The sequence below is a fragment of the Cupriavidus sp. YR651 genome (assembly GCF_900101625.1).
In the GTDB taxonomy this organism is placed as follows: domain Bacteria; phylum Pseudomonadota; class Gammaproteobacteria; order Burkholderiales; family Burkholderiaceae; genus Cupriavidus.
Genome location: NZ_FMYZ01000004.1, coordinates 386,140 through 408,602, shown reverse-complemented (window position 1 = coordinate 408,602; position 22,463 = coordinate 386,140). Strand labels below are relative to the sequence as shown.

19 protein-coding genes and 1 pseudogene are annotated in these 22,463 nt (G+C 67.2%); 11 read left to right on the top strand and 9 right to left on the bottom strand.

Going from position 1 to position 22,463, the window contains the following annotated elements; all coding sequences use genetic code 11:
• Positions 1-338: 338 nt before the first annotated feature.
• Positions 339-1,766 carry an L-lactate MFS transporter gene (locus tag BLR29_RS14520; protein WP_092137693.1) on the top strand — a complete coding sequence of 476 codons (1,428 nt, stop codon included), beginning with the start codon at positions 339-341 and terminating at the stop codon, positions 1,764-1,766.
• Positions 1,767-1,784: 18 nt separating this feature from the next.
• The gene (locus BLR29_RS14515; protein WP_092137692.1) at positions 1,785-1,916 is read left to right on the top strand and encodes an MFS transporter small subunit; all 132 of its coding nucleotides are present in this window, start codon (positions 1,785-1,787) and stop codon (positions 1,914-1,916) included.
• 97 nt (positions 1,917-2,013) lie between these two features.
• Here the strand turns inward: BLR29_RS14515 and BLR29_RS14510 are convergent, their stop codons facing one another.
• The 8 genes and pseudogenes from BLR29_RS14510 to BLR29_RS14480 form a co-directional block, all read right to left on the bottom strand.
• Positions 2,014-3,555 carry a methyl-accepting chemotaxis protein gene (locus BLR29_RS14510; protein ID WP_092137691.1) on the bottom strand — a complete coding sequence of 514 codons (1,542 nt, stop codon included), beginning with the start codon at positions 3,553-3,555 and terminating at the stop codon, positions 2,014-2,016.
• Positions 3,556-3,674: 119 nt separating this feature from the next.
• Positions 3,675-5,231 carry an efflux transporter outer membrane subunit gene (locus BLR29_RS14505; protein WP_092137690.1) on the bottom strand — a complete coding sequence of 519 codons (1,557 nt, stop codon included), beginning with the start codon at positions 5,229-5,231 and terminating at the stop codon, positions 3,675-3,677.
• A gap of 11 nt (positions 5,232-5,242) precedes the next feature.
• On the bottom strand, positions 5,243-7,225 hold the full coding sequence (locus BLR29_RS14500; RefSeq protein ID WP_092137689.1) for a glycosyltransferase: 1,983 nt from the start codon (positions 7,223-7,225) through the stop codon (positions 5,243-5,245).
• Between the two features lie 2 nt (positions 7,226-7,227).
• Positions 7,228-8,490 (bottom strand): YyaL domain-containing protein, encoded by a 1,263-nt coding sequence (locus BLR29_RS14495; protein ID WP_255371260.1) that lies wholly within the window; start codon positions 8,488-8,490, stop codon positions 7,228-7,230.
• A 147-nt stretch (positions 8,491-8,637) separates the two neighbouring features.
• The gene (locus BLR29_RS14490) at positions 8,638-9,954 is read right to left on the bottom strand and encodes an HlyD family secretion protein (protein ID WP_092137688.1); all 1,317 of its coding nucleotides are present in this window, start codon (positions 9,952-9,954) and stop codon (positions 8,638-8,640) included.
• Between the two features lie 492 nt (positions 9,955-10,446).
• Positions 10,447-11,430: a PDR/VanB family oxidoreductase gene (locus tag BLR29_RS14485; protein ID WP_255371259.1), complete on the bottom strand. Its 984-nt coding sequence runs from the start codon at positions 11,428-11,430 to the stop codon at positions 10,447-10,449.
• Positions 11,416-11,799 (bottom strand): annotated as a pseudogene (locus BLR29_RS32860) (cupin domain-containing protein); the annotation flags it as partial. The gene BLR29_RS14485 and the pseudogene BLR29_RS32860, both read right to left, overlap by 15 nt.
• A 16-nt stretch (positions 11,800-11,815) precedes the next feature.
• Entirely contained in the window at positions 11,816-12,841 is a 1,026-nt protein-coding gene (locus BLR29_RS14480; protein ID WP_176860953.1) for a Bug family tripartite tricarboxylate transporter substrate binding protein, read from the bottom strand.
• A 95-nt stretch (positions 12,842-12,936) separates the two neighbouring features.
• On the opposite strand from BLR29_RS14480, the gene BLR29_RS14475 reads away from it, so the two are divergent.
• Positions 12,937-14,226 carry a citrate synthase gene (locus BLR29_RS14475; protein WP_092137685.1) on the top strand — a complete coding sequence of 430 codons (1,290 nt, stop codon included), beginning with the start codon at positions 12,937-12,939 and terminating at the stop codon, positions 14,224-14,226.
• A 126-nt stretch (positions 14,227-14,352) separates the two neighbouring features.
• Positions 14,353-15,147, top strand: coding sequence for an SDR family NAD(P)-dependent oxidoreductase (locus BLR29_RS14470; RefSeq protein WP_092137684.1), 795 nt, complete (start codon positions 14,353-14,355; stop codon positions 15,145-15,147).
• Between the two features lie 233 nt (positions 15,148-15,380).
• Here the strand turns inward: BLR29_RS14470 and BLR29_RS14465 are convergent, their stop codons facing one another.
• Complete coding sequence (locus tag BLR29_RS14465) at positions 15,381-16,256, bottom strand: LysR family transcriptional regulator (RefSeq protein WP_092137683.1); 876 nt, start codon at positions 16,254-16,256, stop codon at positions 15,381-15,383.
• Between the two features lie 186 nt (positions 16,257-16,442).
• Here BLR29_RS14465 and BLR29_RS14460 point away from each other — a divergent pair, with 186 nt between their 5' ends.
• From BLR29_RS14460 to BLR29_RS14430, 7 genes are all read left to right on the top strand, one after another.
• The gene (locus tag BLR29_RS14460; RefSeq protein WP_092137682.1) at positions 16,443-16,997 is read left to right on the top strand and encodes a carboxymuconolactone decarboxylase family protein; all 555 of its coding nucleotides are present in this window, start codon (positions 16,443-16,445) and stop codon (positions 16,995-16,997) included.
• A gap of 24 nt (positions 16,998-17,021) precedes the next feature.
• A complete protein-coding gene (locus tag BLR29_RS14455) occupies positions 17,022-17,825 on the top strand; it encodes an SDR family NAD(P)-dependent oxidoreductase (protein ID WP_092137681.1) in 804 nt (267 codons plus the stop codon).
• A gap of 55 nt (positions 17,826-17,880) precedes the next feature.
• A complete protein-coding gene (locus tag BLR29_RS14450) occupies positions 17,881-18,906 on the top strand; it encodes a Bug family tripartite tricarboxylate transporter substrate binding protein (protein WP_255371239.1) in 1,026 nt (341 codons plus the stop codon).
• An 18-nt stretch (positions 18,907-18,924) separates the two neighbouring features.
• Positions 18,925-19,752 carry an amidohydrolase family protein gene (locus tag BLR29_RS14445; protein ID WP_092137679.1) on the top strand — a complete coding sequence of 276 codons (828 nt, stop codon included), beginning with the start codon at positions 18,925-18,927 and terminating at the stop codon, positions 19,750-19,752.
• A gap of 35 nt (positions 19,753-19,787) precedes the next feature.
• On the top strand, positions 19,788-20,720 hold the full coding sequence (locus tag BLR29_RS14440; protein ID WP_092137822.1) for an SMP-30/gluconolactonase/LRE family protein: 933 nt from the start codon (positions 19,788-19,790) through the stop codon (positions 20,718-20,720).
• Positions 20,721-20,828: 108 nt separating this feature from the next.
• The gene (locus tag BLR29_RS14435) at positions 20,829-21,794 is read left to right on the top strand and encodes a Bug family tripartite tricarboxylate transporter substrate binding protein (RefSeq protein ID WP_255371238.1); all 966 of its coding nucleotides are present in this window, start codon (positions 20,829-20,831) and stop codon (positions 21,792-21,794) included.
• Between the two features lies 1 nt (position 21,795).
• Positions 21,796-22,455 carry a glutathione S-transferase family protein gene (locus tag BLR29_RS14430; RefSeq protein WP_176860952.1) on the top strand — a complete coding sequence of 220 codons (660 nt, stop codon included), beginning with the start codon at positions 21,796-21,798 and terminating at the stop codon, positions 22,453-22,455.
• Positions 22,456-22,463: the final 8 nt, after the last annotated feature.

Here is a 22,463-nt window from a genome sequence, read left to right as displayed (position 1 = left end):
AAATCCAAGCATATATTGCGCGCCCCCTACCGGAAAAATAATGACCCTTATTGCAACGGGACGCCGCGCGTCTCCAGCCGCCCTCGATTCCGGACCTTGCAGGTCCGCCCGCGCAACGCCTCCGGCAGGTGCGACGCGCCCCCTCACCTTGTAGCAACCGCCTGTAGCAACCGTCGATTCGCCCGGGCCAAAAACCCTCTTAAAGTCCGGGCGCGCCGACACCTCTGGGGGTAATCCGACCACGGCGTGACGGGGTCAACCGGCTGGCCTGCCAGACCAGCCGGGCGCGCCATGAAGCGTGGACGGATTGCCCAGGACCCATGTCTGGAGAACATTCCATGAGCAGCGTGATAAACGATGGTGGCAGCCCGGCTCAATCGCCGGCGCCGTTCTTTTCAAAAGAGGCGACCTATGCCAAACCGGGATTTTCCCGCTGGATGGTCCCGCCCGCCGCACTGGCGGTACACCTTTGCATCGGCCAGGCCTATGCATTTTCGGTTTTCAATGCCCCGCTTTCCAAAGTCATCGGCATTACGGAATCCGGCCCCGATGACTGGAAGCTGACCACGCTGGGCTGGATCTTCTCGCTGGCCATCTTCTTCCTGGGCATTTCCGCCGCATTCGCCGGCAAGTGGCTGGAACGCGTGGGCCCGCGCAAGACCATGTTCACGGCGGCCTGCTGCTTTGGCGGCGGCTTCCTGATTTCCGCGCTGGGCGTCTACACGCACCAGATCGTGCTGCTCTACCTCGGCTACGGGGTGCTCGGCGGCATCGGGCTAGGCCTGGGCTACGTCTCGCCGGTCTCCACGCTGATCCGCTGGTTCCCGGACCGCCGGGGCATGGCCACCGGCATGGCCATCATGGGCTTTGGCGGCGGCGCGATGATCGCCGCGCCGCTGTCCGTCGCGCTGATGAACACCTTCAAGAGCGCCACCTCGGTCGGCGTGGCGCAGACCTTCCTGGTCATGGGCGTGGGCTACTTCATCTCGATGGCCATCGGCTCGCTGGCCATCCGCGTGCCGCCGCCCGGCTGGGCGCCGGCTGGCTGGACGCCGCCCGCCACCACCAGCAAGATGATCACGCGCAACCACGTGCACATCGACCAGGCCCTGAAGACGCCCCAGTTCTACCTGCTGTGGCTGGTCCTGTTCCTTAACGTGACCGCCGGCATCGGCGTGCTGGGCCAGGCGTCGCTGATGATCCAGGAAAGCTTCAAGGGGTCGGTGTCCGCCGCTGCCGCAGCCGGCTTCGTGGGCCTGCTGTCGCTGTTCAACATGGGTGGCCGCTTCTTCTGGGCCTCGTCGTCCGACTGGCTCGGCCGCAAGAACACCTACTTCGTGTTCTTCGCCCTGGGCGCCGTGCTGTACTGGCTGGTGCCGCAACTGGGCGGCGCCGGCAGCATCGCGCTGTTCGTGCTGGCCTACTGCGTGATCATGTCGATGTACGGCGGCGGCTTCGCCACCATCCCGGCCTATCTGGCCGACATGTTCGGCACGGCCTATGTCGGCGGCATCCACGGCCGCCTGCTGACCGCCTGGGCCGCCGCGGGCATCGCCGGCCCCGTGCTGGTGAACTACATCCGCGAATACCAGGTCGCCCACGGCGTGACCGGTGGCGCCGCCTACACCATGACGCTGCACATCATGGCCGGGCTGCTGGTTGTTGGCTTCATCTGCAACCTGCTGGTGTCGCGCGTCAATGAAAAGCACCACATGAGCGACGCCGACGTAGCCGGTGTTGCCGGCGTGGCCGGTGGCGCCCACTGAACGGAACGGAGTCTGCAAATGGAAAACCACAACCTCGACGCTCACCCCACCAACAAGGGCTTGCTGGCCGTCTTCTGGCTCTACGTGCTGGTGCCGCTGGTCTGGGGCGTGTCCAACACGATCACGCAGGCGCTGAAGCTGTTCCAGTAAGCGCGCTGCCGCCACCATGACAAAGGGCCACGGTTCATCGCCGTGGCCCTTTGTTCTTGCACCTGCCCTTTGTCCCGCCGATGTCCGTGCCGGAGGCTCAGACGCTGAACGCGGCCGTCGCCAGGTCCAGTTGCCGCGCCTGATCTTCCAGCGATGCCGCGGCAGCCGCGGCCTCTTCCACCAGTGCCGCATTCTGCTGCGTGGACTCGTCCATCGACGCCACCGCGCGGTTCACCTGCTCGATGCCGCTGCTTTGCTCGCTGGATGCGGCGGCAATCTCGCCCATGATGTCGGTCACGCGACGAATGGCGCGCACCACGTCCTCCATCGTGCTGGCGGCGTTGTTGACCAGCCCGCTGCCGGTCTCCACGTGCCCCAGCGACGTTTCGATCATCGCCTTGATTTCCCGCGCGGCGTTGGCGCTGCGCTGGGCCAGGCTGCGCACCTCGCCCGCCACCACGGCAAACCCGCGGCCCTGCTCGCCGGCGCGGGCCGCCTCCACCGCGGCGTTGAGTGCCAGGATATTGGTCTGGAACGCGATGCCGTCGATCACGCCGATGACTTCGGCCACCGTCTTCGCCGCGCTGCTGATATCGGCCATCGTGGTCATGACCTCGCTGACCACGGTGCCGCCCTGCTGCGCCACATCCACCGCATTGATGGCAAGCTGGCTGGCCTGGCGCGCGTTGTCGGCATTCTGCCGGACCGTGGAGGTCATCTGCTCCATGCTGGCCGCCGTCTCCTGCAGCGATGCGGCCTGCGACCCGGTACGCGCTGACAGGTCGGCGTTGCCGACCGCAATCTGGCGCGTGGCCGCCGTGATGGCCTCCGAGCCCTGGCGTACCCGGCCGACCGTCTCGGCCAGGCTTTGCCGCATCGTGGCCAGGCCATCCAGCAGGCGGCCCATCTCGTCACGGCGCGTCACGCGCGCCACATGCGTCAGGTCGCCGGCGGCAATGCGGTCGAACTGGGACAACGCGTCCTCCAGCGGGACGATGATGGCGCGCAGCAGGGACACCGCGCAGCCAAGCGCAATCGCCAGGGCCACGACGATGGCCACGATCATGCCGTTGCGGAAGCTTTGATACGCGCCCTGCGACGCCTCGAAGTTGTCGCCGGCAAGCTTGGCCTGGAACTTGCCGAGCTTCGCGCCCGTATCGTTGGCATCGCGGAACAGCGCGGAGACCTTGCCGTCCATGATCTTGTCCGCCAGTGCGCGGTCTCCCGCGCGCAACGCCACGATGATGGCGCCCAGGCCATCGCGTGACGCGGCCTCGCGCTTGATGCCGACCTCGCGCGCCAGCGCCTCTTCCTCCGCGTCGCGCGGCAGCGTCAGGTAGCGCTTCCACGCGTCGTCGGACCGCTTCATCAGTTCCTCGGTCCGCGTCAGCAGCTTGGGAAACTCCGGGGTATCCGGATAGAGCATCGCCCGGTCCAGCGCGGTGCGGGCGCGGGTCATGCTGAGGTCCGCCTCGGCCAGCGCCAGCGCGGACGCCAGTTGATTGGAATAGGTGGATTCGTGCGCCTGGGTGGCAGCGCGCAGGCCAAGCAGGCCGGCAATGCCGACGCCCAGCGCAAGCAGGAACAGCACGGACACCGTCAAGATCAGGCGCGTCCGGATAGTCAGGGTCTTGGGCATAAGGAGAGGCAAACAGTTGGACAGCGGACAAACACCGCCCGGCTAACGGTGCGGCGCAGCAAAAGCTTGAGCGCCACGCGTATGCCGCGCGTGGCCATGTCCGTTTTGTGACTGCTTGCCTACATCCGGCGATCGGCGTATGGGGCTGGTGTCGATGACGACGCCGCAGCGGCAGCCGGTTTGGCGGCCGGCGCCGATGCCGCTTGCGGCGCAGGGCTGGCTGCCACCGTGTTGCGCGACCATCCGCCGCCGAGCGCCTTGTACAGGCCCACTCGGCTGGTCAGGCGCGCCAGCCGGATCGTCGCCAGCGACTGCTGCGCGGAATAGAGCTGGCGCTGGGCGTCGAACACGGCAAAGTAGTCGTCCACCCCGTTCTTGAAGCGCATCTCCGACAACCGCCGGGTCTCGGTGATCTCCTTCTCCAGCGACTCCTGCGCGGCGGCCTGGCGGTCGTACGTGCCGCGCGCCGCAAGGCCATCGGCCACTTCGCGAAAAGCACCCTGGATGGTCTTCTCGTAGGCCGCCACGTTGATGTCCTTCTGCACCTCCGACGCATCGAGCCTGGCCTGGTTGGCGCCGGCGTTGAAAATTGGCAGCGTGATCTGCGGGGCGAATGCCCACGCCATGCCGCCGGTGAACAGCCCAGCCAGCGTGGTGCTGGCCACCCCCACGGCCCCGGTCAGCGAGATGGACGGGAAGAACGCCGCCCGCGCCGCGCCGATATTCGCATTGGCTGCTTTCAGACGGTGCTCGGCAGCCATGATGTCGGGCCGCTGCTCCAGCAGCGAGGACGGCAGGCCAGCCGGCAGCTCCGCCACGAACGAAGTGTTCTCGAACGGCTGCGGGGCCGGCAGGTCGCCGGGCAGCGGGCCGCCGATCAGCAAGGCCAGGGCGTTCTCGTCCTGCGCCACCTGGCGGGTGTACTGCTCCACGCCCACGCGCGCGGTCTCCAGCTGCGTCTGGGCGCGATGCATGTCGATCTGCGCCATGCCGCCGGCCCGCTTGCTGCGGGTGATCATTTCCACGGCCGACTGCTGCACGTTGAGCGTGTCCTGCGAGATCTTCAGCAGCGTCTGGTCGGCCTGCAGCGTCAGGTAGGCGGTGGCCACCTCGGACACCAGGCTGATTTGCGCGCTGCGGCGCACCTCTTCGATCGCAAGGTACTGCTCCAGGGCCTCGTGCTTCAGGCTGCGCACGCGGCCAAAGACGTCGATTTCAAACGCGTTGAAGCCAACCCCGGCCGAGAACGCGTTGATGACCGACGGCTGACCCGGCGCACGCAGGCCACTCGGCACGCGCGAGCTGACCATCCCGGCGTTGGCGTCGATGGCCGGAAACTGTGCGGCGCGCTGGATGCGATATTGCGCGCGGGCCTGGTCGATGGAAAGCGTGGCGATGCGCAGATCGCGGTTGTTGGCCAATGCCAGTTCGATCAGCCGGCGCAGGCGCGGATCGGTGAAGAAATCCTCCCAGCCGAGGTTCGCGGCGGCGGTCTGTGCTGGTGGCTGGGCCGTGGCGCTGCCGACATAGGCGGGCCCGGTGGGCCATGCCTGCGCCACGGGGGCCTCGGGGCGCTGATAGGTCGGCTCCAGCGTGCATGCCGCCAGCAGCAGCGGCAGCGTCGCCGCCGTGCCGCGCAACAAGGGAACGAGGGGGTGCGTAGGTGTTGTCTTCATCGTATTCATGTTCAGCCGGAGAATGCACGTCGGAGCAGCTGGACGAGGGCCTCGCTCGGCTTGCCGCGGTCTGCGATGTTGTGTGGCGGCTCGCTGAACAGGAGCCGGATCAGGCGATGCCGCACCGCCATGTCGGGCAGCAGCGCCACGCCCACGAGGTTCTGGTGTGTGCGTGCGACCTGGCACGGCACCCAGCCGAGCGGCGCCATCCAGAAGGCGCCTCGCGCGCCCACTTCGGCCGACGACGCCGCATCGCAGCGCAGCGCGGCGCCATTGCACGACAGGTCGCTGGTCACGCCGGAAAACTCGCGCAACGTGCCGTCGGCGCCATGCACGCGCAGCAGCGCCCGCTCCTCGAATGGAAAGCGCTCCTCCTTGCGTGGACGCGGGAGTTCGAAGCACACCAGCATGGAGGCCAGGTAGAGCACCATCGACACCAGCGTCCAGCCGATATTGAACCCGATGCCGGGTGCCGAGCCATCGGCGGCCACCGCGCGCGCAAGGCCCATGGCCGCGAGCAGGAACAGCGCGCCATACAGCGCGGCGAACTTGCCGTGGACCACCAGCCGTGATCGGTCGAGCCCCTTGTTGGTGACCTTGAACGGACGTCCGAACGGCTTGAACACGGCGCTCACCAGGCTCGCCGAGACCGCCATCGCCGCCACGATCTGCGTGACCTCGGTGAAAATCGGCATCGCACGGGACCCGGTTACCCAGATGCTGTAGGCCCAGTAGAGCAGCAACGCCGGCACGCCATAGGCCAGGAACTGCATCGGATCCCCATACAGCGTGGGCACATTGAAATACCAATACAGCAGCGGCCCCGCCAGCAGCATCAGCGTGAACGGGCGGCTGATCCAGTGCAGCAGGCCGTGGATGTAGTGCAGCCGCTGCCGGACGGTGTAGCCGCGCCCGCGCAGCGGCCCGTCGGCGGTCAGCGCCACCTGGATGGTGCCCAGCCCCCAGCGGCTGCGCTGGCTGATGTACTCGGGCAGGCCCTCGGCGGACAAGCCCACACTCAGCCGCTCGTTCAGCCAGCGCGTGACGTAGCCGTGCGGCATCAGGCGATAGGTCAGGTGGATGTCCTCGGTCACCGTCCCGGTGGGAAAGCCGCCAATCCGCGCCAGCGCATCCCGCCGCACCACAAACGAGGTGCCGATGCAGAACGCCGTACCCCACGCATCCTTGGCCGGCTGCATGATGTCGAAGAAGGCGCGCTGCTCGTCCACCCAGCATTCCGACGACCGCAGGTTGTACTGAATGGGATCGGCGTTGTAGTAGAACTGCGGCGTCTGCACCACGCCTACGCTGGCGTCGTCGAACAGGCCGATAGTGCGCAGCAGGATATTCCGGTTGGGCGCGAAATCGGCGTCCAGCACCATGATGTAGGGCGCGCCGCCACCCAACCGTTCGTCGGCGCTGTGCTGCAGCCCGTTATTCAGGTTGCCTGCCTTGGCGTGGGCGTTATCGGGTCGCGTCACGTAGTGGGCGCCGACGCGGTCGCAGAATTCCTTGAGCCAGCCGCGCCGCGTGTCATCCAGCACCCACACGCGGAAGTCCGGATAGTCGATGGCCAGCGCGGAAACGATCGTCTTCTCCAGCACCTCCAGCCCTTCGTTGTAAGTGGCGATGAAGATGTCCACCGACGGGGCAGCCCGGTTGCGACGCAGCCTCGCCTCGCCGGCATCGGCCGCGATGCTGTGGTCCGAACTGCGCGTCAGCGTGACGATCGAGATCAGCGTGTAGGCGATGGTGATGCTCTCGAAGCCGAAGAACCCATAGGCCCAGATGCTCGGAAAGTCCATGCGCCATTCCGGCAGCGTCTGCGTGAAGCGCCAGACGTAGTAGATCATCAGCAGCACGGCCGCCGCAGCGCCGAAGAGCCACCGGTCCGCCGCGCGGTGGCGGTCGGCACGCAGGCAGAGCACGGCAATCAGGAACGCGCCGGCGTTGATCTCCACCAGCATGCGGTTCTCCAGAAAGTAGGCGAACATCCTTACTCCTTCGCTATGTCGGCACGTTTGCCGGCGGCGCCGGTGGCGCCGCCGGGCTGGAACGGATTCCACCCCGCCGCCGCAAGCACGGCCCACGCGGTGGCCCCCAGGTGGGGCAAGTGGTAGTAGTAGAAGTCTTCCGTCGTGGAATCCGGGCCGATCGACAGGCCGGTGCGGATGCGCCGCTCGGGCGTGGCGTAGAGCATGCCGGATGGTGCGCGCTGGGACAGCAGCAGCGGCCACAGGTCGCGGGTCTGGTCTTCGCGGCCCGTGGCGCGCAGCACCAGCGCGGCCTGGCCGGTGCCTTCCGTCCACACGCCATCGGGATTGGCGTTGAAGCCGTAGCCGCCGCCCACCATGTGGCGGGCGCGCGTCCAGTCCAGCGCGCGCGACCAGCCACCGGCGGCATCGGGGATGGCAATCAGCGGCCAGAGCGATGCATCGAGCGCCGACGGCGCGCCGTTGAGCGTGCGGCCATCGTCGCGCGTACCGATGGCGAAGCGCCCTTCGCCGGGCTGCCACATGGCCTCGACAAAGCGCCGCGCACGGTCGGCCCCGGTTCGCCAGCGCGGATCGCTGCTGTACCGGGCCAGCCAGCGGAACGCGGCATAGGCATCGACATTGTGCTCGGTGGACTTCCAGCCCTGCCGGCGCGGCGAAGGCTCCTCGCCGAAGTATCCGCCGATGAAGGCGCCAGGGCTCTCGCTGCCGTAGGTCGCCTTGTCGACCCAGCCCATCATCGTGGCGGCCGTATCCAGGTAACGACGGTCGCGCGTGGACTCATAGACGGCCAGCAGCATCAGCGCGGCCCAGGCGACGTTGCCCGTGGCGGTGCCCACCTGGTAGTTGTCCTCGAACCAGCGTTTGCTGGGGGCATCCCACCAGCCGGGCAGCGGCACCGGGCCTTCGGGCACCGGCCCCGCGCGATAGGCATTGCGCACGCGACCGTCGTGGTAGTGCCGGTCGCGCGTGGTGGCCGCCACCATGCCATCGGCGATGCGCCGCGCGGCCTCCGGCTGGCCGCATGCGATCAGGGCGATGCCGGCCAGCGCGTTGTCATAGACAAAGGCGGATTGCTGGAGCGGTGGCGGCAATGGTTCGCCTCCGGGCGCGGCTTCGTAGCTGCCAAGCATGACCGGGCCCTTGCCCGGCATGGCGCCCACGCGGCCCGACAAGGCCTGGCAGCCGGTCTGGCGCACTTGTTCACGCACCTCCTGCTCGCGCGCCGGCGTGCCCGCCGCGGGCGCGGCCGGCGCAGTGGCCATGGCATAGGGCGCGCACAGGGCGCCGATGGCCAGCCACACGCGGCGCGCGAGGCGTGCGCGCCGCGGATTCACCTTACGTGTTGTCGGAAAACGCTGCACGGTGGTCTCCTTCCTGCGGGCGTTGACATGCCTGGTGAGTCCGCGCGGTCAGATCAGTCCGCGGTACCAGGGGCGATCCAGGCTGACCGTGGCCCAGTGGCCGAGGGCGCACCGGTCGGTCTTGCCCGCGCCGGGCAGGTCGGGCAGCGGCTTGTCGAGCCTGGCGATCAGGTAGATCTCGTTCTTCTCGATGGGAGGAAAGGGCACGAAGTAGCGCGCCTGGTCGCCGTCGGGCGCTCGCGGCAGGATCTCGGCCACTGCGCCGGCCACCGGTGCCGGCACGCCATCGACGTTCACCTTTACCTTCGCGCCCGGTAACAGGTCCTTGCTCAGGCTGCGCGGGAATACCGCCACCACACGCGGCTGGCTGCAGTTGGTGGTGCGCATCAGGGTGGCGCCGGCGGCCACGCGCGTGCCCGGCGGGGCCAGCACGTCTTCGACGATGCCGCCGCTGTATGCCTTGATGTCGAGGTTCGAGACGCGGTCGAGACGTTCCTGCTCGGTCGCCACCATCTTGTCCACCTCGCGGCCGTATCCTTCCAGCTGAGTCAGTTCGGCCTGCAGCTGGACGATCTCCGCGCGCAGCTCTTCCTGCCGCTGCGTGAGAGCGCCGACCGCACCGTCGGTGCTGGACATGTACACCTTGCTGCGTGCCGCCTCGCTGCTGCCGCGGGCGCCGTCGAGTTCCGCCTGGATGGCATCGCGCGCACCTGACAGCACTGTCAGCTGGTTGCGCGAGGCTTCCGTATAGGCCTCGCTGACCGCGCCGGCCCATTGCATCGCCTGGTTGCGGTTGACCACGTCTTCCTGCTGGTCGATCTGCTGCCTGGCCACGGCGAGTCGCGCCTCGATGCCCTTGACCTTGACGGCATGCTCGCGCTGTGCGGCGGCCTGGTAGCGCCTGATATCTTCATTGGTGGACGCCAGCCGCGCCTGGCTGCCTTCCAGCTTGGCCTTGGCGGCCTCGTAGCGCTTCTGGTTGTCGAGCTGCTTGCCCGTCAGCTCCATCAGCAGCGCACGATCGATGTTGGGGTTCTGTAGCGCCATCAGCGGCTGGCCCGTCTTGAACGCGGCGCCCACAGCCACCACCTGCTTCATGACGATGCCCTCGACCGGCGTGGTGACGAGGTTGACAGGACTGTTGACGACGGCACGTTCGGACGACCGCGTGAACACGGGCGGGAACATCACGGACAGGATGACCCAGATGACGAAGGCCACCATGCCGTAACTGACCAGACGCGGGGCAAGCTGCCACAGCGGGCGCAGGCTGAGTTCACGGCGTTGCCGCACCAGAGGCTCGTCCTGCCTGGGCCGATGCGTCGGCCCAGGTAACGAGGGCTTGTTGTCGAGCTTGTTGTTCATGACATCCTCCCGCCATCAAGGTGTGTCGGTCACAATCGCCACGGCGAAACGCGGTTGCGAAGACAAAGGCTCTCCCCGCTGCGCGAGCGCAGGCCCGCACAGACGCGCAGAGTCATCGTCCCCCAAGCTATTTCTTATGAGCCGTTGTCCCAGGCCGTTCAGGCGCGCCAGGACAGGCTTGTGTGGGCCGGGTAAACCGGTCCTTTGAGTTGCCAGCGCGCCTTGCCGAGGCAAAGGCACGCGGACGGATACAGCGAGGCGCGAACGCCATTGAAACCCCGGCGCGCATCATGTTGCACTGCGATCCGGAGTGGTTTCAAGGCTAGACAAGTTGCCCTTGACTTGCTGTAAGAATGTGTAAGGACTGTATGTCACGAGGCTTCATACGGCCGTGGCGTTGACGCTGCGGGAGATTAACGATGGATCAACCGGCTTCCTTTCAGGCACATCGCACGCACGCGTGGTGCCTGATGTACGGCATGCGCTCCGCCCTTACAGGTCCAGCGCCAGCGCCTCGCTTCGGCAACCGGACACGCACAACGTCATGACGTTGCCGGCGGCGCGTTCGGCGGGGGTCAGCACGGTATCGCGGTGGTCCGGATCGCCGCGCAGCACCCGCGTCCTGCATGCGCCACAGTTGCCGGCCTTGCACCCGTACGGGACTTCGACGCCGGCATCGAGCAGCGTATCGAGGATCGAGCGATCAGGTCGGATGTCGATAGTCCGGCCCGACCGCGCCAGCGTGACCTGAAACGCTTGCCGCGCATCGGCGGCGGGCTGGCCGGGCGCCGAGAACCGCTCGACATGGACATGCGAGTACGCCAGCGCCGCGCAGTGCGACTCGAAGGCATCCAGCATCGGTGCCGGGCCGCACGCATAGAAGTGCGCATCGGCTGGCCGCGCCTGCAACATCTGCCGCAAGTCGGGCGGACCGCCTTGCTCGTCATCGAAGTGCCACGTCACGGCCACGCCGATGGCTTCGACTTCGGCCACAAATGCCGCTTCTGCCCGCGATCTCGCCGCGTAGATCAACTCCGCGGACCGGCCGAGCTGGCGCAGCCGCCGCAGCATGCTCAGGATCGGCGTGATGCCGATCCCGCCCGCAATCAACACGGAATGCGCCGCCGCTTCCTGCAACGGAAAGTGGTTGCGCGGACGCGAGATCTCGATCGACGTGCCGACACGCATTTGATCGTGCACGTAGGCCGATCCACCCCGGCTGGCGCGGTCCTTCAGCACGCCGATGCGATAGTGGCCCGGTGTCGTCCCGCACAGCGAATAGCTGCGCACCAGGCCGTTCGGCAGGTGCAGGTCGATATGCGCGCCCGGCTCGAACGGTGGCAGGTCGGCGCCATCCGGCGATCTCAGTTCCACGCTGACCACGCCATCCGCTTCCTCGCGCAAGGCGTGTACGCGCACGCGCAGCTTGTCGGTCGGTGGCACGCGCTTGCGCGGCGGATGGTAGATGACCAGCATTTCCAGCGGCGTGTCGCCGAGCGTCCGGAACGAATGCGGCTGACCCGCCGAGATCGGGCTGACGGAACCCGCGCGCACCGGCTTGACCTCGTCCCCGACTGTGACCTCGCCGTATCCGGACAGCACGTAGAACACATGCGCCCACGGTTCCACATGCGTCGGCGACGAGCCGCCCGGGCCCACGGTGGTCAGCTCGATGCTGTATGCGTTGCTGGTGAACTCCGGCGGAATCACCGTCTTGTAGCCAGCCTTCTGGATGAACAGACCCGTCAGCGGCGTCCACGGCACGTCGTCCACGTGCCAGGTCACCTCATTGGCCGGCGCATTGGCGATGATGGTGTTGGCCGTCCCTTCCACTACCTGATGCATATCGTCTCCGAGCATGTTATTCGGCTCGCGCGCCACTGGCGTGCACGACAGTCGCCCAGCGCGACTGTTCCGACTGGATGAAGCGCCCGAACGTCTCCGGCGAGCCCTGTACGACGCCAAATCCATTCTTCTCCAGCAGCGCGCGAACCTCCGGCTTTGCCAGCACCTTGTTGAGATCGGCGTTCAGCCTGGCGACCAGCGGTGCCGGCGTCTGCACAGGTGCCAGCAGCCCGAACCACGCACGCAGCTCGAAATCCTTCAGGCTGGCGATGCCGGATTCCCGGACCGTCGGGACATCCGGCAGCATCGCCGAACGCTGCGGCCCGGTCACCGCAATGGCACGCACCTTCTGCGTGCGCATCAGGGGCGCGGCGGCCGGCACTGCCGCGAACATTACCGACACGTGCCCGCCCATCACATCCGCCAACGCCTGGGACACGCCCTTGTACGGCACGTGCTTCATCTCCAACCGAGCGTCGGTCCGGAACAGTTCCATGCCCAGGTGATGCTGGCTGCCGATACCGCTGGACCCGTAGGTCATGGCCGGCTGCTGCGTGCGCGCCAGCCGGATGAAGTCGCCGATGTTGCGCGCCGGTAGCGTCGGGTCCGCCACCAGCACGAAATCCACCGTGGCCGCCATGCCGATCGGCACGAAATCCCGCTGCGCGTCGTAGGGCATGTGCGCATAGAGCGACGGATTGATCGCCAGCGGACCGTCGGTGCCCATGAGCAACGTGTAGCCGTCCGGCCTGGCCCTCGCCACCACGCCGCCGGCGATGTTGCCACCCGCGCCGGGACGGTTTTCCACCACCACCGGCTTGCCCCAGAGCGTGCCCAGTTGCTGGCTCAGGATGCGCGCCAGCTGGTCCGGGCTGCCGCCCGGCGGAAACGGCACCACGATCATCACCGGACGGTTCGGATAGTCGGCGGTGCTGTCCGTGGCGTGTGCCATGCGGGCGACGCCTGTTGCCAGCGCGGCACCCGCCATCCACATCAGCGCCAGCCGGCGCGGCCAACTGCATGGCCCGGTAAAGCGAAGCATGGTGCGTTTCTCCGACATCGGTTTGCGAGGGGGTGGATTGACTCTATGATGGTCATGGATGTTGCGCAATATTGATTTCCAGGATCAATCTCCTCATGACTTTCCCTGACTATCTCGACCGCAAGGCGGTTGTCGAGGCACTCGGCATCAAGCCGGCCACGCTGTACGCCTACGTCAGCCGTGGCCTGTTGCGGCGCGTGCGCAGTCCCGATGGGCGAAACAGCCTGTACCTGCGCGAGGACGTGGAGCGGCTCTCCACCCGCCATCGCGGCCTGCTGAAGCGCGAGGACGCCGCGGCTGGATCGATGCGCTGGGGGATGCCCGTGATCAGCACGGGCATCACCTACATCGACGCGAACGGTCCCACTTATCGGCATCGCAGCGCCCTCGACCTGGCGCGGTCCGGCGTGTCGTTCGAAGCCGTCGTCCATCTGCTGATGACCGGTGGCTGGCAACCGGCGATGGATGCATGGCCGTCCATCGACACCCCGGCGGACGTGAAGCGGCGCCTGGATGCCGAATGCAGGACGCTGGAGACGGCCGACCTCAGCAAGGTGCTGGCAACTGCCGTGCTGTGGCTCGGCATGCAATCGCGCGGGCAGGATGAGCTCAGCGCCGCCAGCGGCGAGCACGCGCGGCGCATCGTGCAGACGCTGGCGGGATGCTTTGGCGGGCTGGGCCCGCAGCGGAAGTTCATCGCCCGGAAGGACGACGAGACCATCGCCGCACTGGTGCTGCGGGCCGCGCGCATCGACGCATCGGCCCAGGCGTTGTCCACCGTGAACCAGACCCTGATCGTGCTGGCCGACCACGAACTGGCCGCCGCGTCGTTTGTCTCGCGGATCACGGCCTCCACCGAGAGCGACCTCTTCTGCTGCGTGGCCGCGGCGCTGTGCGCCCATGCGGGATCGACCACCGTCGCCGCGACGGCAGCCATCGATGACAAGGTCTTCACGCCACTCACGCGCCGCAACCAGAAGGACATGCTGGCGCTCGTGCGGCATCGGGGCACTACGTTGTTTGGCTTCAACCATCCGCTCTATCCGCGCGGCGATCCGCGGGCGGACTACCTGCTGGCGCTCGCGGCCGACCTGCCGCCGGCCGACCCCAAGACGCCCGAGCTGCTCGCATTCCTGCGGCTGGCACGCGAGGATGGCGTCATGCCCGGCATCGCGGTCGCCCTGGCAGTGCTGGCCCGTGCGCTCGGGCTGCCCGCTGGTGGTGCATCCGGACTCTGGATCCTGAGCCGATCGGCAGGATGGATCGCGCACGCACTGGAGCAACGCACGCAGGGGTTCATGATGCGTCCGCGCGCCAAGTTCATCGGCACGGGCGGCACCGGCGACCCGGCGCTCCCGCCGACACAACACGGCGGACGTGACTAAGGCGAGACAAGTTCATCAAAAATCCCGAACACATCATTTCATTCGCGCGGCTTGGCGCTTCGCCGGTCAGTTCATACACTTGACGGGTTGCCCTGCGGGGCATTCCCTGTCCATCCTGGAGTCATCATGAAGATTGATCTGTCCGGCAAGACCGCGCTTGTCACGGGTTCCACCGCCGGCATCGGCTTTGCCACGGCCAAGGGCCTGGCCGAAACCGGCGCCCGCGTCATCGTCAACGGCCGTAGCACGGCGAGCGTGGAAAAGGCCGTGGCCGCGCTGAAATCGGCGGTGCCTGCCGCACAGGTCGAGGGCTTTGCCGGCGACCTCGTCGACGCGGCCGTCTGCGCCCAGTTGATCAAGGCCCATCCGGCCATCGACATCCTCGTCAACAACCTTGGCATCTTTCAGCCGCAGGACTTCTTCGACACGCCGGACAGCGAGTGGACGCGCTTTTTTGAAACCAATGTGCTGACCGGCGTGCGACTGTCCCGCGACTATGCAAAGGGCATGGTCGACCGCAAATGGGGACGCATCGTGTTCATCGCCTCCGAGTCCGCCATCAACATCCCGGTGGAGATGATCCACTACGGCTTCAGCAAGACCGCGCAACTGGCGGTCTCGCGCGGGCTGGCCAAGCGACTGGCGGGCACGGGGGTCACGGTGAATGCGGTATTGCCGGGCCCGACGCTGTCCGAAGGCGTGGAGGCCATGCTGAAGGACGAGATTGCGAAGACGGGCAAGAGCGCGGAAGACGTGGCCGCCGACTTCGTCAAGGCGCATCGCAGCTCGTCGCTCATCCAGCGCGCGGCGACGGTGGAGGAAGTCGCCAATATGGTCGTCTACGCGTGCTCGAAGCAGGCATCGGCCACGACGGGCGCGGCGCTGCGCGTGGATGGCGGCGTGGTGGACACGATCATCTGATCTCATGTCGTAGGGAATTGGAGGTTGTTTCAAAATGAAGCGAAGCGGTCCTGGCTAGGGCGAAGCAGGGGCTTCGGATCGCATGTGATCCGCCTGCTTTAACGGTATGTGGGCATGCGCCTGCTGGCGCATGCGCGCCCTGCAAGGGTGCGGCCGCAGACACAGCACAAGTGGTACGGCAAGCGGGTGTAGCAAACCCGGCAACGACGCCAGGATCTTTTTGAAACAACCTCCTATGGAACGCCGAGCAGTTTCAGCGCTCGCGCCAGCACTGGCGACGGATTGCCCGGATGCCAGATCGCCGAATACTGCGCGTGCGCCGGGGCGCCCGTCAGCGGCTTGAGCACCACGCCCGGAATCGCCGCCACCGCCAGCGTGCGCGGCACCAGTGCTACCCCGCGCCCGAGCGCCACCAGGCTGACCACCGACAGCAGGTGCTTGGCATAGTGGCGAAAATTCGGACTGAAGCCCGCCTGCAGGCAGGTGGCCGCGGTCAGGTCGAAGTATCCGGGGGCGCTCTCGCGCGGAATCACGATAAACGGCTCGTCGGCCAGCGCGGCGGGATCGATCCTTGACCGGCCGGCCAGCGGATGGTCCGCCGGGAGTGCCGCCGCCAGCGGCACGCGCGCCACCTGATGCGCCGACATCTCGCCCACGCCCATCGGCACCTGCGCAAAGCCCAGGTCGATGCGGTCGTTGCGCAGCGCCTCCACCTGCTCCGAGGACCCCATCTCTTCCCAGACGGTGTCCACGCCCGCCAGCTCGCGGTGCAGCCGCGCAAACAGCTTCTCGATACCGATATAGACCACCGCCGCGACGAATCCGATGCGCAGCGTGCCCGTTTCGCCCTGCTCCGCCCGGCGTACGACCTGTATGGCGACTTCCGCCTGGTTCAGGATACGGCGCGCCTCTTGCACCAGCGCCGCGCCGGCCGGTGTCAGGCGCACGCTGCGTTTGTTGCGGTCGAACAGCATCACGCCCAGCCGTGCTTCGAGTTGCTGGATGTGCTTGGTCAATGGCGGCTGCGAAATGCGCAGGCGCTCCGCCGCACGGCCAAAGTGCAGCTCCTCGGCCAGGGCCACGAACATGCGCAGTTCTCGGATTTCCATCGGGCGCTCCGGTTGAAAACGCCGTCAGCCACGGCGCAGCCAGTAATTCTAGTTTGGAATGAGTCTGTTCCAAAAAATATATTGGACGCTACAAACGCACCGTCCGCACAATGGCTGCATTCGTGGAGTGGCCACGCTGCGACGCAGCATGACACCGCACCCATAACAAAGATTGGAGACAGGCTGATGCCCCGTATTCCCGCCCTGGCCGTGGAGGCCATGACGCCCGCCCAGCGCACCGTCTACGACACCATCGCCGCCGGCCCCCGTGGCGGCGTGCGCGGACCGCTGGCGGTCTGGCTGCAACGGCCGCAACTGGCGGCCACCGCGCAGGCGCTGGGCCAGTATTGCCGCTACGACTCGTCGCTGTCGCCCCGGCTGTCGGAGCTCGCCATTCTCTGCATGGCGCGCGCCTGGAGCGCCGAATACGAATGGTTTGCGCACAAACCACTGGCACTGAAGGCCGGCGTTGACGCCGATGTGGTCGAGGCGATCCGCACCGGCCAGATGCCGCGCTTTGCGCACGAAGACGAAGCCGTCGTCCACGCCGTGATGCAGAGCCTGGACGCCACCCGCAAGATCCCCGATGCGCTCTACCAGCGCGCCGTCGCCGTGCTCGGGCAGGACAGCGTGGTTGACCTCGTCGGCCTGGCCGGCTACTACACGCTGATTTCCATGACCATCAACGCCTTCGAAGTGGTGCCGCCCGAAGGCACGGCGCCGGAACTCGTCGCACTCTGACTCTCAAGCTGAAGGAATAGAAACATGTCGTCCAGAAGACTCGACGGAAAAGTTGTCATCGTGACCGGCGCGGGCTGCGTGGGCCCGGGCTGGGGTAACGGCCGCGCCGTGGCCGTGCGCTTTGCGGAGGAAGGCGCGAAGATCTTCGCCGTCGACAAGCATGCCGCCGCCATGGAAGAAACGCTGGCCCGCGTGCGCGGCGTGCAGGGCGAAGTGGAGCCCTACACCTGCGACGTCACCGACGCGAAGGCCGTGGCCGCGATGGCCGAAGCCTGCGTCGCGCGCTTCGGCCGTGTCGACATCCTCGTCAACAATGTCGGGGGTTCCGCCAAGGGCGGTCCGGTGGATCTCAGCGAGGAAATCTGGGACGCGCAACTGGACTTCAACCTGAAGAGCGTCTTCCTGACGTGCAAGTCCGTGTTGCCGTATATGGAAGCGCAAGGCGGCGGGGCCATCGTCAATACGGCGTCGACGTCCGGCATCCGCTGGACCGGAGCGGCCCAGGTCGGCTATGCATCGGCCAAGGCAGCCGTGATCCAGTTCTCGCGCGTGGTCGCGGTGGAATACGCCAAGAAGAACATCCGCGTGAACACCGTGATTCCGGGCCAGATGCATACGCCGATGGTGGAAGCACGTCTGGCGGGCCAGCGCGCGGGCGGCAACGTCGACGCGCTGCTGGCCCAGCGCCAAGCCCGCATTCCGCTCGGCTTCATGGGCGACGGACGCGACACCGCCAACGCGGCGCTGTTTCTGGCCTCTGACGAAGCGCGCTTCGTCACCGGCACGGAGATCATCGTCGACGGCGGCATGAGCGTGCGCTGCGACTGAGCTGCCGCTGACCACAGGCCGCACCGATAAAACACACAGGGGAGACAACGCCGCCATGGCATTCAAGACATCCACGGCCCGCCCGGGCCGACGTGGCCTTACGAGGGCCGTGATGGCCCTGATGGCCCAGATGGCCGTGCTGGCGGCCGGCGCGGGCCTGCCCGCCGTCGCGCGCGCCGCCGCCTATCCTGACAAGCCGGTCCGTCTGGTGGTGGCGTTCTCGCCGGGCGGCCCCACGGACATCATCGCGCGCGTCATCGCCCGCAAGCTGGGCGACCGCCTGGGCCAGCAGGTGGTGGTGGAGAACCGTCCGGGTGCCGGCGGCAACATCGCCTCGGAACAAGTCGCGAAATCGCCGGCCGACGGCTATACGCTGCTCTACAACAGCTCGTCGATCGCCATCTCGCCCGCGCTGTTCCAGAAGCCTGCGCTGAATCCCACCGAGATCTTCACGCCGGTGGCCTATGTCGCCACGGTGCCGCTGGTCGTGATCGTCAATGCCGCGTCGCCGGCCAGGACGCCGCAGGACTTTCTGGCGTTGCTCAAGGCCAGGCCGGGCCAGTTGAACTTCGGGTCGTCCGGCAACGGCACGATCGACCACCTGACCAGCGTGCTGTTCGCGGCCCGCACCGGCACGCAGTTCAATCACATTCCCTACAAGGGCAATGCGGCGGCACTGCCGGACCTGCTGTCGGGCCGGCTGGACTTCATGATGTCCGGCAGCCTCAATGCCGTGCTGCCGTTCATCAAGGACGGCAAGCTGCGCGCGATTGCCGCCACGACGCAACGGCGTGTCTCCGTGCTGCCCGATACGCCGACGCTGGCGGAGACCATCACGCCCGGCTTCGATTCCGGCACGTGGCAAGGCATCGTCGCGCCGCGCGGTCTGCCGTCGGCCATCGCCACGCGGATCAACCAGGAGGTGGCGGCCTTGCTGAAAGACCCCGAAACCCTCGCCGCGCTGCACGCCCAGGGCGCGGAGCCGACCGGCGGCACACCCGCCGACTACGGCAAGCTGATCCGGACCGAATACGCGCGCTGGACGCGCGTGGTCAAGGAAACCGGCGCACGCTCCGACTGACACCGACAACCGACCACCATGCAAGTCGATACCACCGGCGCGTCCGGCATCTGGGATTGCCATTTCCATATCTTCGGCCCGTACGCGAGATTCCCGCTGCCGCCCGATCCCATCTACGCGCCACCGGCGGCGCCGTTCAGCGAGATCCGCGCGTTGCATGCGGCGCTGGGCATTGCCCACGGCGTCATCGTGCAGGGTGCGTGCTATGGCGATGACCACGACGCACTGCTCGCCGCGCTCGACGACAGCCATGGCACCTACCGTGGCATTGCCACCATCGATCCCGAGATTGACGAAGCGCGACTGGCCGATATGCACGCGCGCGGCGTACGCGGCATCCGCCTTGGCCTGATGTCCCATCTCGGCGGCCCGGCCGATCCGGGCCGCATGCGCGCCGTGCTCGAACGTATCCGCCCCTATGGCTGGCACGCGCTGCTGCACGGGCAATTGCCGGATGTGGTCAACGCCCTCTGGGCGCTGGCGCCGCTCAATATTCCGCTCGTGATCGACCACATGGCGCGCGTCAACGCCAGCGACGGGATTTCCTACCCCGCCTTCGCCGCGCTGGAGGAATTCCTGGCGCTGCCGCACCTGTGGATCAAGCTGTCCGGCCCGGATCGCATCACCGACGGCATCGTGCCCTATCCCGCCGCCGTGCGGGTGGCGCGGCGGCTGCTCGACATCGCCCCGGCGCGCGCGATCTGGGGCACCGACTGGCCGCATCCGAACATCCAGTACCCGCGTCCGAACGAATCCTGGCTGCTGGCGTGGATCCGTGCCCTGTGCGGCGACGCCGCTACCACCGACGCCGTGCTGGTGAATAACCCCGCACGCCTGTACGCCTGAAGAAAGGAGCCCGCATCGTGGATCTCAGCGACCGCATGCCGATTCGCCGCTACCCGGACGAGGCCGTCCAGGTGCTGCAACCGAAATTCGAGAAATACAGGCTGGTTCTGGCCGCCGTCGAGCGCATTGCCACCGGTGGCCGCTGGAATGAAGGCCCGGTCTGGTTTGGCGATGGCCGCTACCTGCTGTGGAGCGACATCCCCAACAACCGCATCATGAAGTGGGAAGAAGAGACCGGTGCGGTCAGCGTGTTCCGTGGGCCTTCCGATCACGCCAACGGCAATACGCGCGACCGTCAGGGCCGGCTGATCACGTGCGAGCACGGCGGACGCCGCATTACCCGCACCGAGTACGACGGCAGCATCACGGTGCTGATGGATCGCTTCGAAGGCAAGCGCCTCAATTCGCCCAATGACGTGGTGGTCAAGTCCGACGGTTCGATCTGGTTTACCGATCCGCCCTTCGGGATTGCCGGCTACTACCAGGGCGAGCGCGCCGAGGCCGAACTGCCGGAGCGCGTCTATCGGCTGGATCCGAATACCGGCACCGCGACCGTGGTGGCCGACGACATCAGCGGTCCCAACGGCCTGGCCTTCTCGCCCGACGAACGCACGCTCTACGTGATCGAGTCGCGCGCGCGGCCACGGCGCATCCGGGCGTTCAGCGTGGACACCAGCGGCAGCCGGCTGACGGAATCGCGCGTGCTGGTGGACGCCGGCCCCGGCACGCCGGATGGCTTTCGCGTCGATGTGGACGGAAACCTGTGGTGCGGCTGGGGCATGGGCACGCCGGAGCTCGATGGCGTGCGCGTGTTTTCTCCGCAAGGCGAGGCGATTGGCCATATCTCGCTGCCCGAGCGCTGCGCCAATCTCTGCTTCGGCGGACGCCACCGCAATCGCCTGTTCATGGCGTCGTGCACGTCGATCTACTCGCTATACGTCAACACCCAGGGCGCGGCCGGCGGCTAGGCCCAACCCACGCGCTGCTCCGCGCCTGCCCCGCGCTGCAATCACCGGCGTGGCGGCCAGCGCGGACGCGCGCGGCCGTCCCTTGCAACCACCAATCAGGAGACCACCTTGCTTAACCGATGGCGCACCCCGTTTCTTGCCGCGGCACTGATGTCGCTGGCATTCACCTCCCTCGCCCACGCCGCGCCGGTCATCCGGCTGGTGGTCGCGTTTCCGGCAGGCGGCCCCGCGGATACGCTGGCCCGCGCCATCTCGCGCCAGCTGGAACAGGAACTCCAGCAGACCGTTGTCATCGACAATCGCCCGGGCGCGAATGGCGCCATCGCCGCGAGCTTCGTTGCCAAATCGCCGACCGACGGCTCCGTGCTGTTCCTGACCAGCGCCGGCGCCATCGTGATCAACCCGTCGCTCTATGCCAGCCTGCCCTACAACCCGCAGAAGGACCTGACGCCGATCTCGATGGTCGTGAATACGCCGGAAGTCCTCGTGGTCAAACCCGATGCACCGGTCGCCACCGCCGCCGCCTTCGTCAAGCAGGCCCAGCAGGCGGCCAAGCCACCCAGCCTGGCCTCCACGGGCGTCGGCAGCATGCCGCATATGACGATTGAACTGTTCAAGGTCGCGACGCGCGTCAACTTCCTGCACGTCGCCTACAAGGGCGCCGCGCCGGCCATCACCGATACGCTTGGTGGCCAGGTCGATGCGTTCTTCGGCGATGCATCCGGCCTCATGCCCTTCATCACCAGCAAGCGTCTGAAGCCCATCGGCGTGGCTGCGCCCAAACGACTGTCATTCCTGCCGGACGTGCCGACGCTCGGCGAACTCGGCATTGCCAACGTGGAAGCCAGCAACTGGTACGGCATGATGGGCCCGGCCGGCACGCCGCCCGATGTGGTGAAGCGCGTGAACGAGGCGCTGCGCCGCACGCTCGGCACCCCCGAGGTGCGCAAGAACCTGGAGCAGCTCGGACTGGTGCCCGCGCCGGGGAGCGCCGCCGAATTCGCCAGCCTGATTCGCGCGGACGCCGCCAAATGGGGCCGCGTCGTCAAGGACCACAACATCCATGGAGAATGACATGCCGACACTGACGCCCCCCACCTCGTCGCCGGAACCGGTCGCGGGCCGGATGAACCTCTACTGGTCGCCGCGCTCGCCGTTCGTGCGGCGTGTCATGGTGACCCTGCATGAGCTCGGTCTGGCCATGGACGTCCATCGGATCGATGCCGTCGTCGCCATGACCGGATGCAACGACGGCGTCATGCGCGCCAATCCCCTGAACAAGATCCCGACGCTGGTGCTGGCGGATGGCAGCGTGCTGACGGACTCCACGCTGATCTGCGAACACCTGGCGAGCGACTCCGCGTTGGCACCCGCCGACCGCACCGCACGGTTGCAGGCGCTGCGCTGGCACGGGATAGGGCACGGGCTGACCGATCTGCTGGTGCTGTGGCGGAACGAGCGGTTGCGCCCGGCGGCACAACAATCGCCCGAGATCCTGGCGGCGTGGGATGCGAAATCCGTCGCCACGCTGGCCATGCTCGATGGCGACGCGGCATCGCTGGGCGGCACGCCCGTCACGCTGGGGCATATCGCCATCGCGTGCGCGCTGGGCTATCTGGATTTCCGGTTTGCGGAAAGGAACTGGCGGACGGAAGCGCCCAGGCTCGCGCAATGGTTTGCTGCCTTCAACCAGCGGGAGTCGATGCAACAGACGATGCCGCCGATATCCGCGTGAGCGCGCAG

Bases quoted from the DNA above. Each gene is read 5' to 3' on its own strand.
- BLR29_RS14500 (WP_092137689.1), bottom strand. From the start codon at position 7,225: ATGTTCGCCTACTTTCTGGAGAACCGCATGCTGGTGGAGATCAACGCC.
- BLR29_RS14505 (WP_092137690.1), bottom strand. From the start codon at position 5,231: ATGAAGACAACACCTACGCACCCCCTCGTTCCCTTGTTGCGCGGCACG.
- BLR29_RS14455 (WP_092137681.1), top strand. From the start codon at position 17,022: ATGTCGTCCAGAAGACTCGACGGAAAAGTTGTCATCGTGACCGGCGCG.
- BLR29_RS14470 (WP_092137684.1), top strand. From the start codon at position 14,353: ATGAAGATTGATCTGTCCGGCAAGACCGCGCTTGTCACGGGTTCCACC.
- BLR29_RS14520 (WP_092137693.1), top strand. From the start codon at position 339: ATGAGCAGCGTGATAAACGATGGTGGCAGCCCGGCTCAATCGCCGGCG.
- BLR29_RS14490 (WP_092137688.1), bottom strand. From the start codon at position 9,954: ATGAACAACAAGCTCGACAACAAGCCCTCGTTACCTGGGCCGACGCAT.
- BLR29_RS14465 (WP_092137683.1), bottom strand. From the start codon at position 16,256: ATGGAAATCCGAGAACTGCGCATGTTCGTGGCCCTGGCCGAGGAGCTG.
- BLR29_RS14515 (WP_092137692.1), top strand. From the start codon at position 1,785: ATGGAAAACCACAACCTCGACGCTCACCCCACCAACAAGGGCTTGCTG.
- BLR29_RS14450 (WP_255371239.1), top strand. From the start codon at position 17,881: ATGGCATTCAAGACATCCACGGCCCGCCCGGGCCGACGTGGCCTTACG.
- BLR29_RS14480 (WP_176860953.1), bottom strand. From the start codon at position 12,841: ATGCTTCGCTTTACCGGGCCATGCAGTTGGCCGCGCCGGCTGGCGCTG.
- BLR29_RS14475 (WP_092137685.1), top strand. From the start codon at position 12,937: ATGACTTTCCCTGACTATCTCGACCGCAAGGCGGTTGTCGAGGCACTC.
- BLR29_RS14485 (WP_255371259.1), bottom strand. From the start codon at position 11,430: ATGCTGGTCATCTACCATCCGCCGCGCAAGCGCGTGCCACCGACCGAC.
- BLR29_RS14440 (WP_092137822.1), top strand. From the start codon at position 19,788: ATGCCGATTCGCCGCTACCCGGACGAGGCCGTCCAGGTGCTGCAACCG.
- BLR29_RS14445 (WP_092137679.1), top strand. From the start codon at position 18,925: ATGCAAGTCGATACCACCGGCGCGTCCGGCATCTGGGATTGCCATTTC.
- BLR29_RS14460 (WP_092137682.1), top strand. From the start codon at position 16,443: ATGCCCCGTATTCCCGCCCTGGCCGTGGAGGCCATGACGCCCGCCCAG.
- BLR29_RS14430 (WP_176860952.1), top strand. From the start codon at position 21,796: ATGCCGACACTGACGCCCCCCACCTCGTCGCCGGAACCGGTCGCGGGC.
- BLR29_RS14510 (WP_092137691.1), bottom strand. From the start codon at position 3,555: ATGCCCAAGACCCTGACTATCCGGACGCGCCTGATCTTGACGGTGTCC.
- BLR29_RS14495 (WP_255371260.1), bottom strand. From the start codon at position 8,490: ATGGCCACTGCGCCGGCCGCGCCCGCGGCGGGCACGCCGGCGCGCGAG.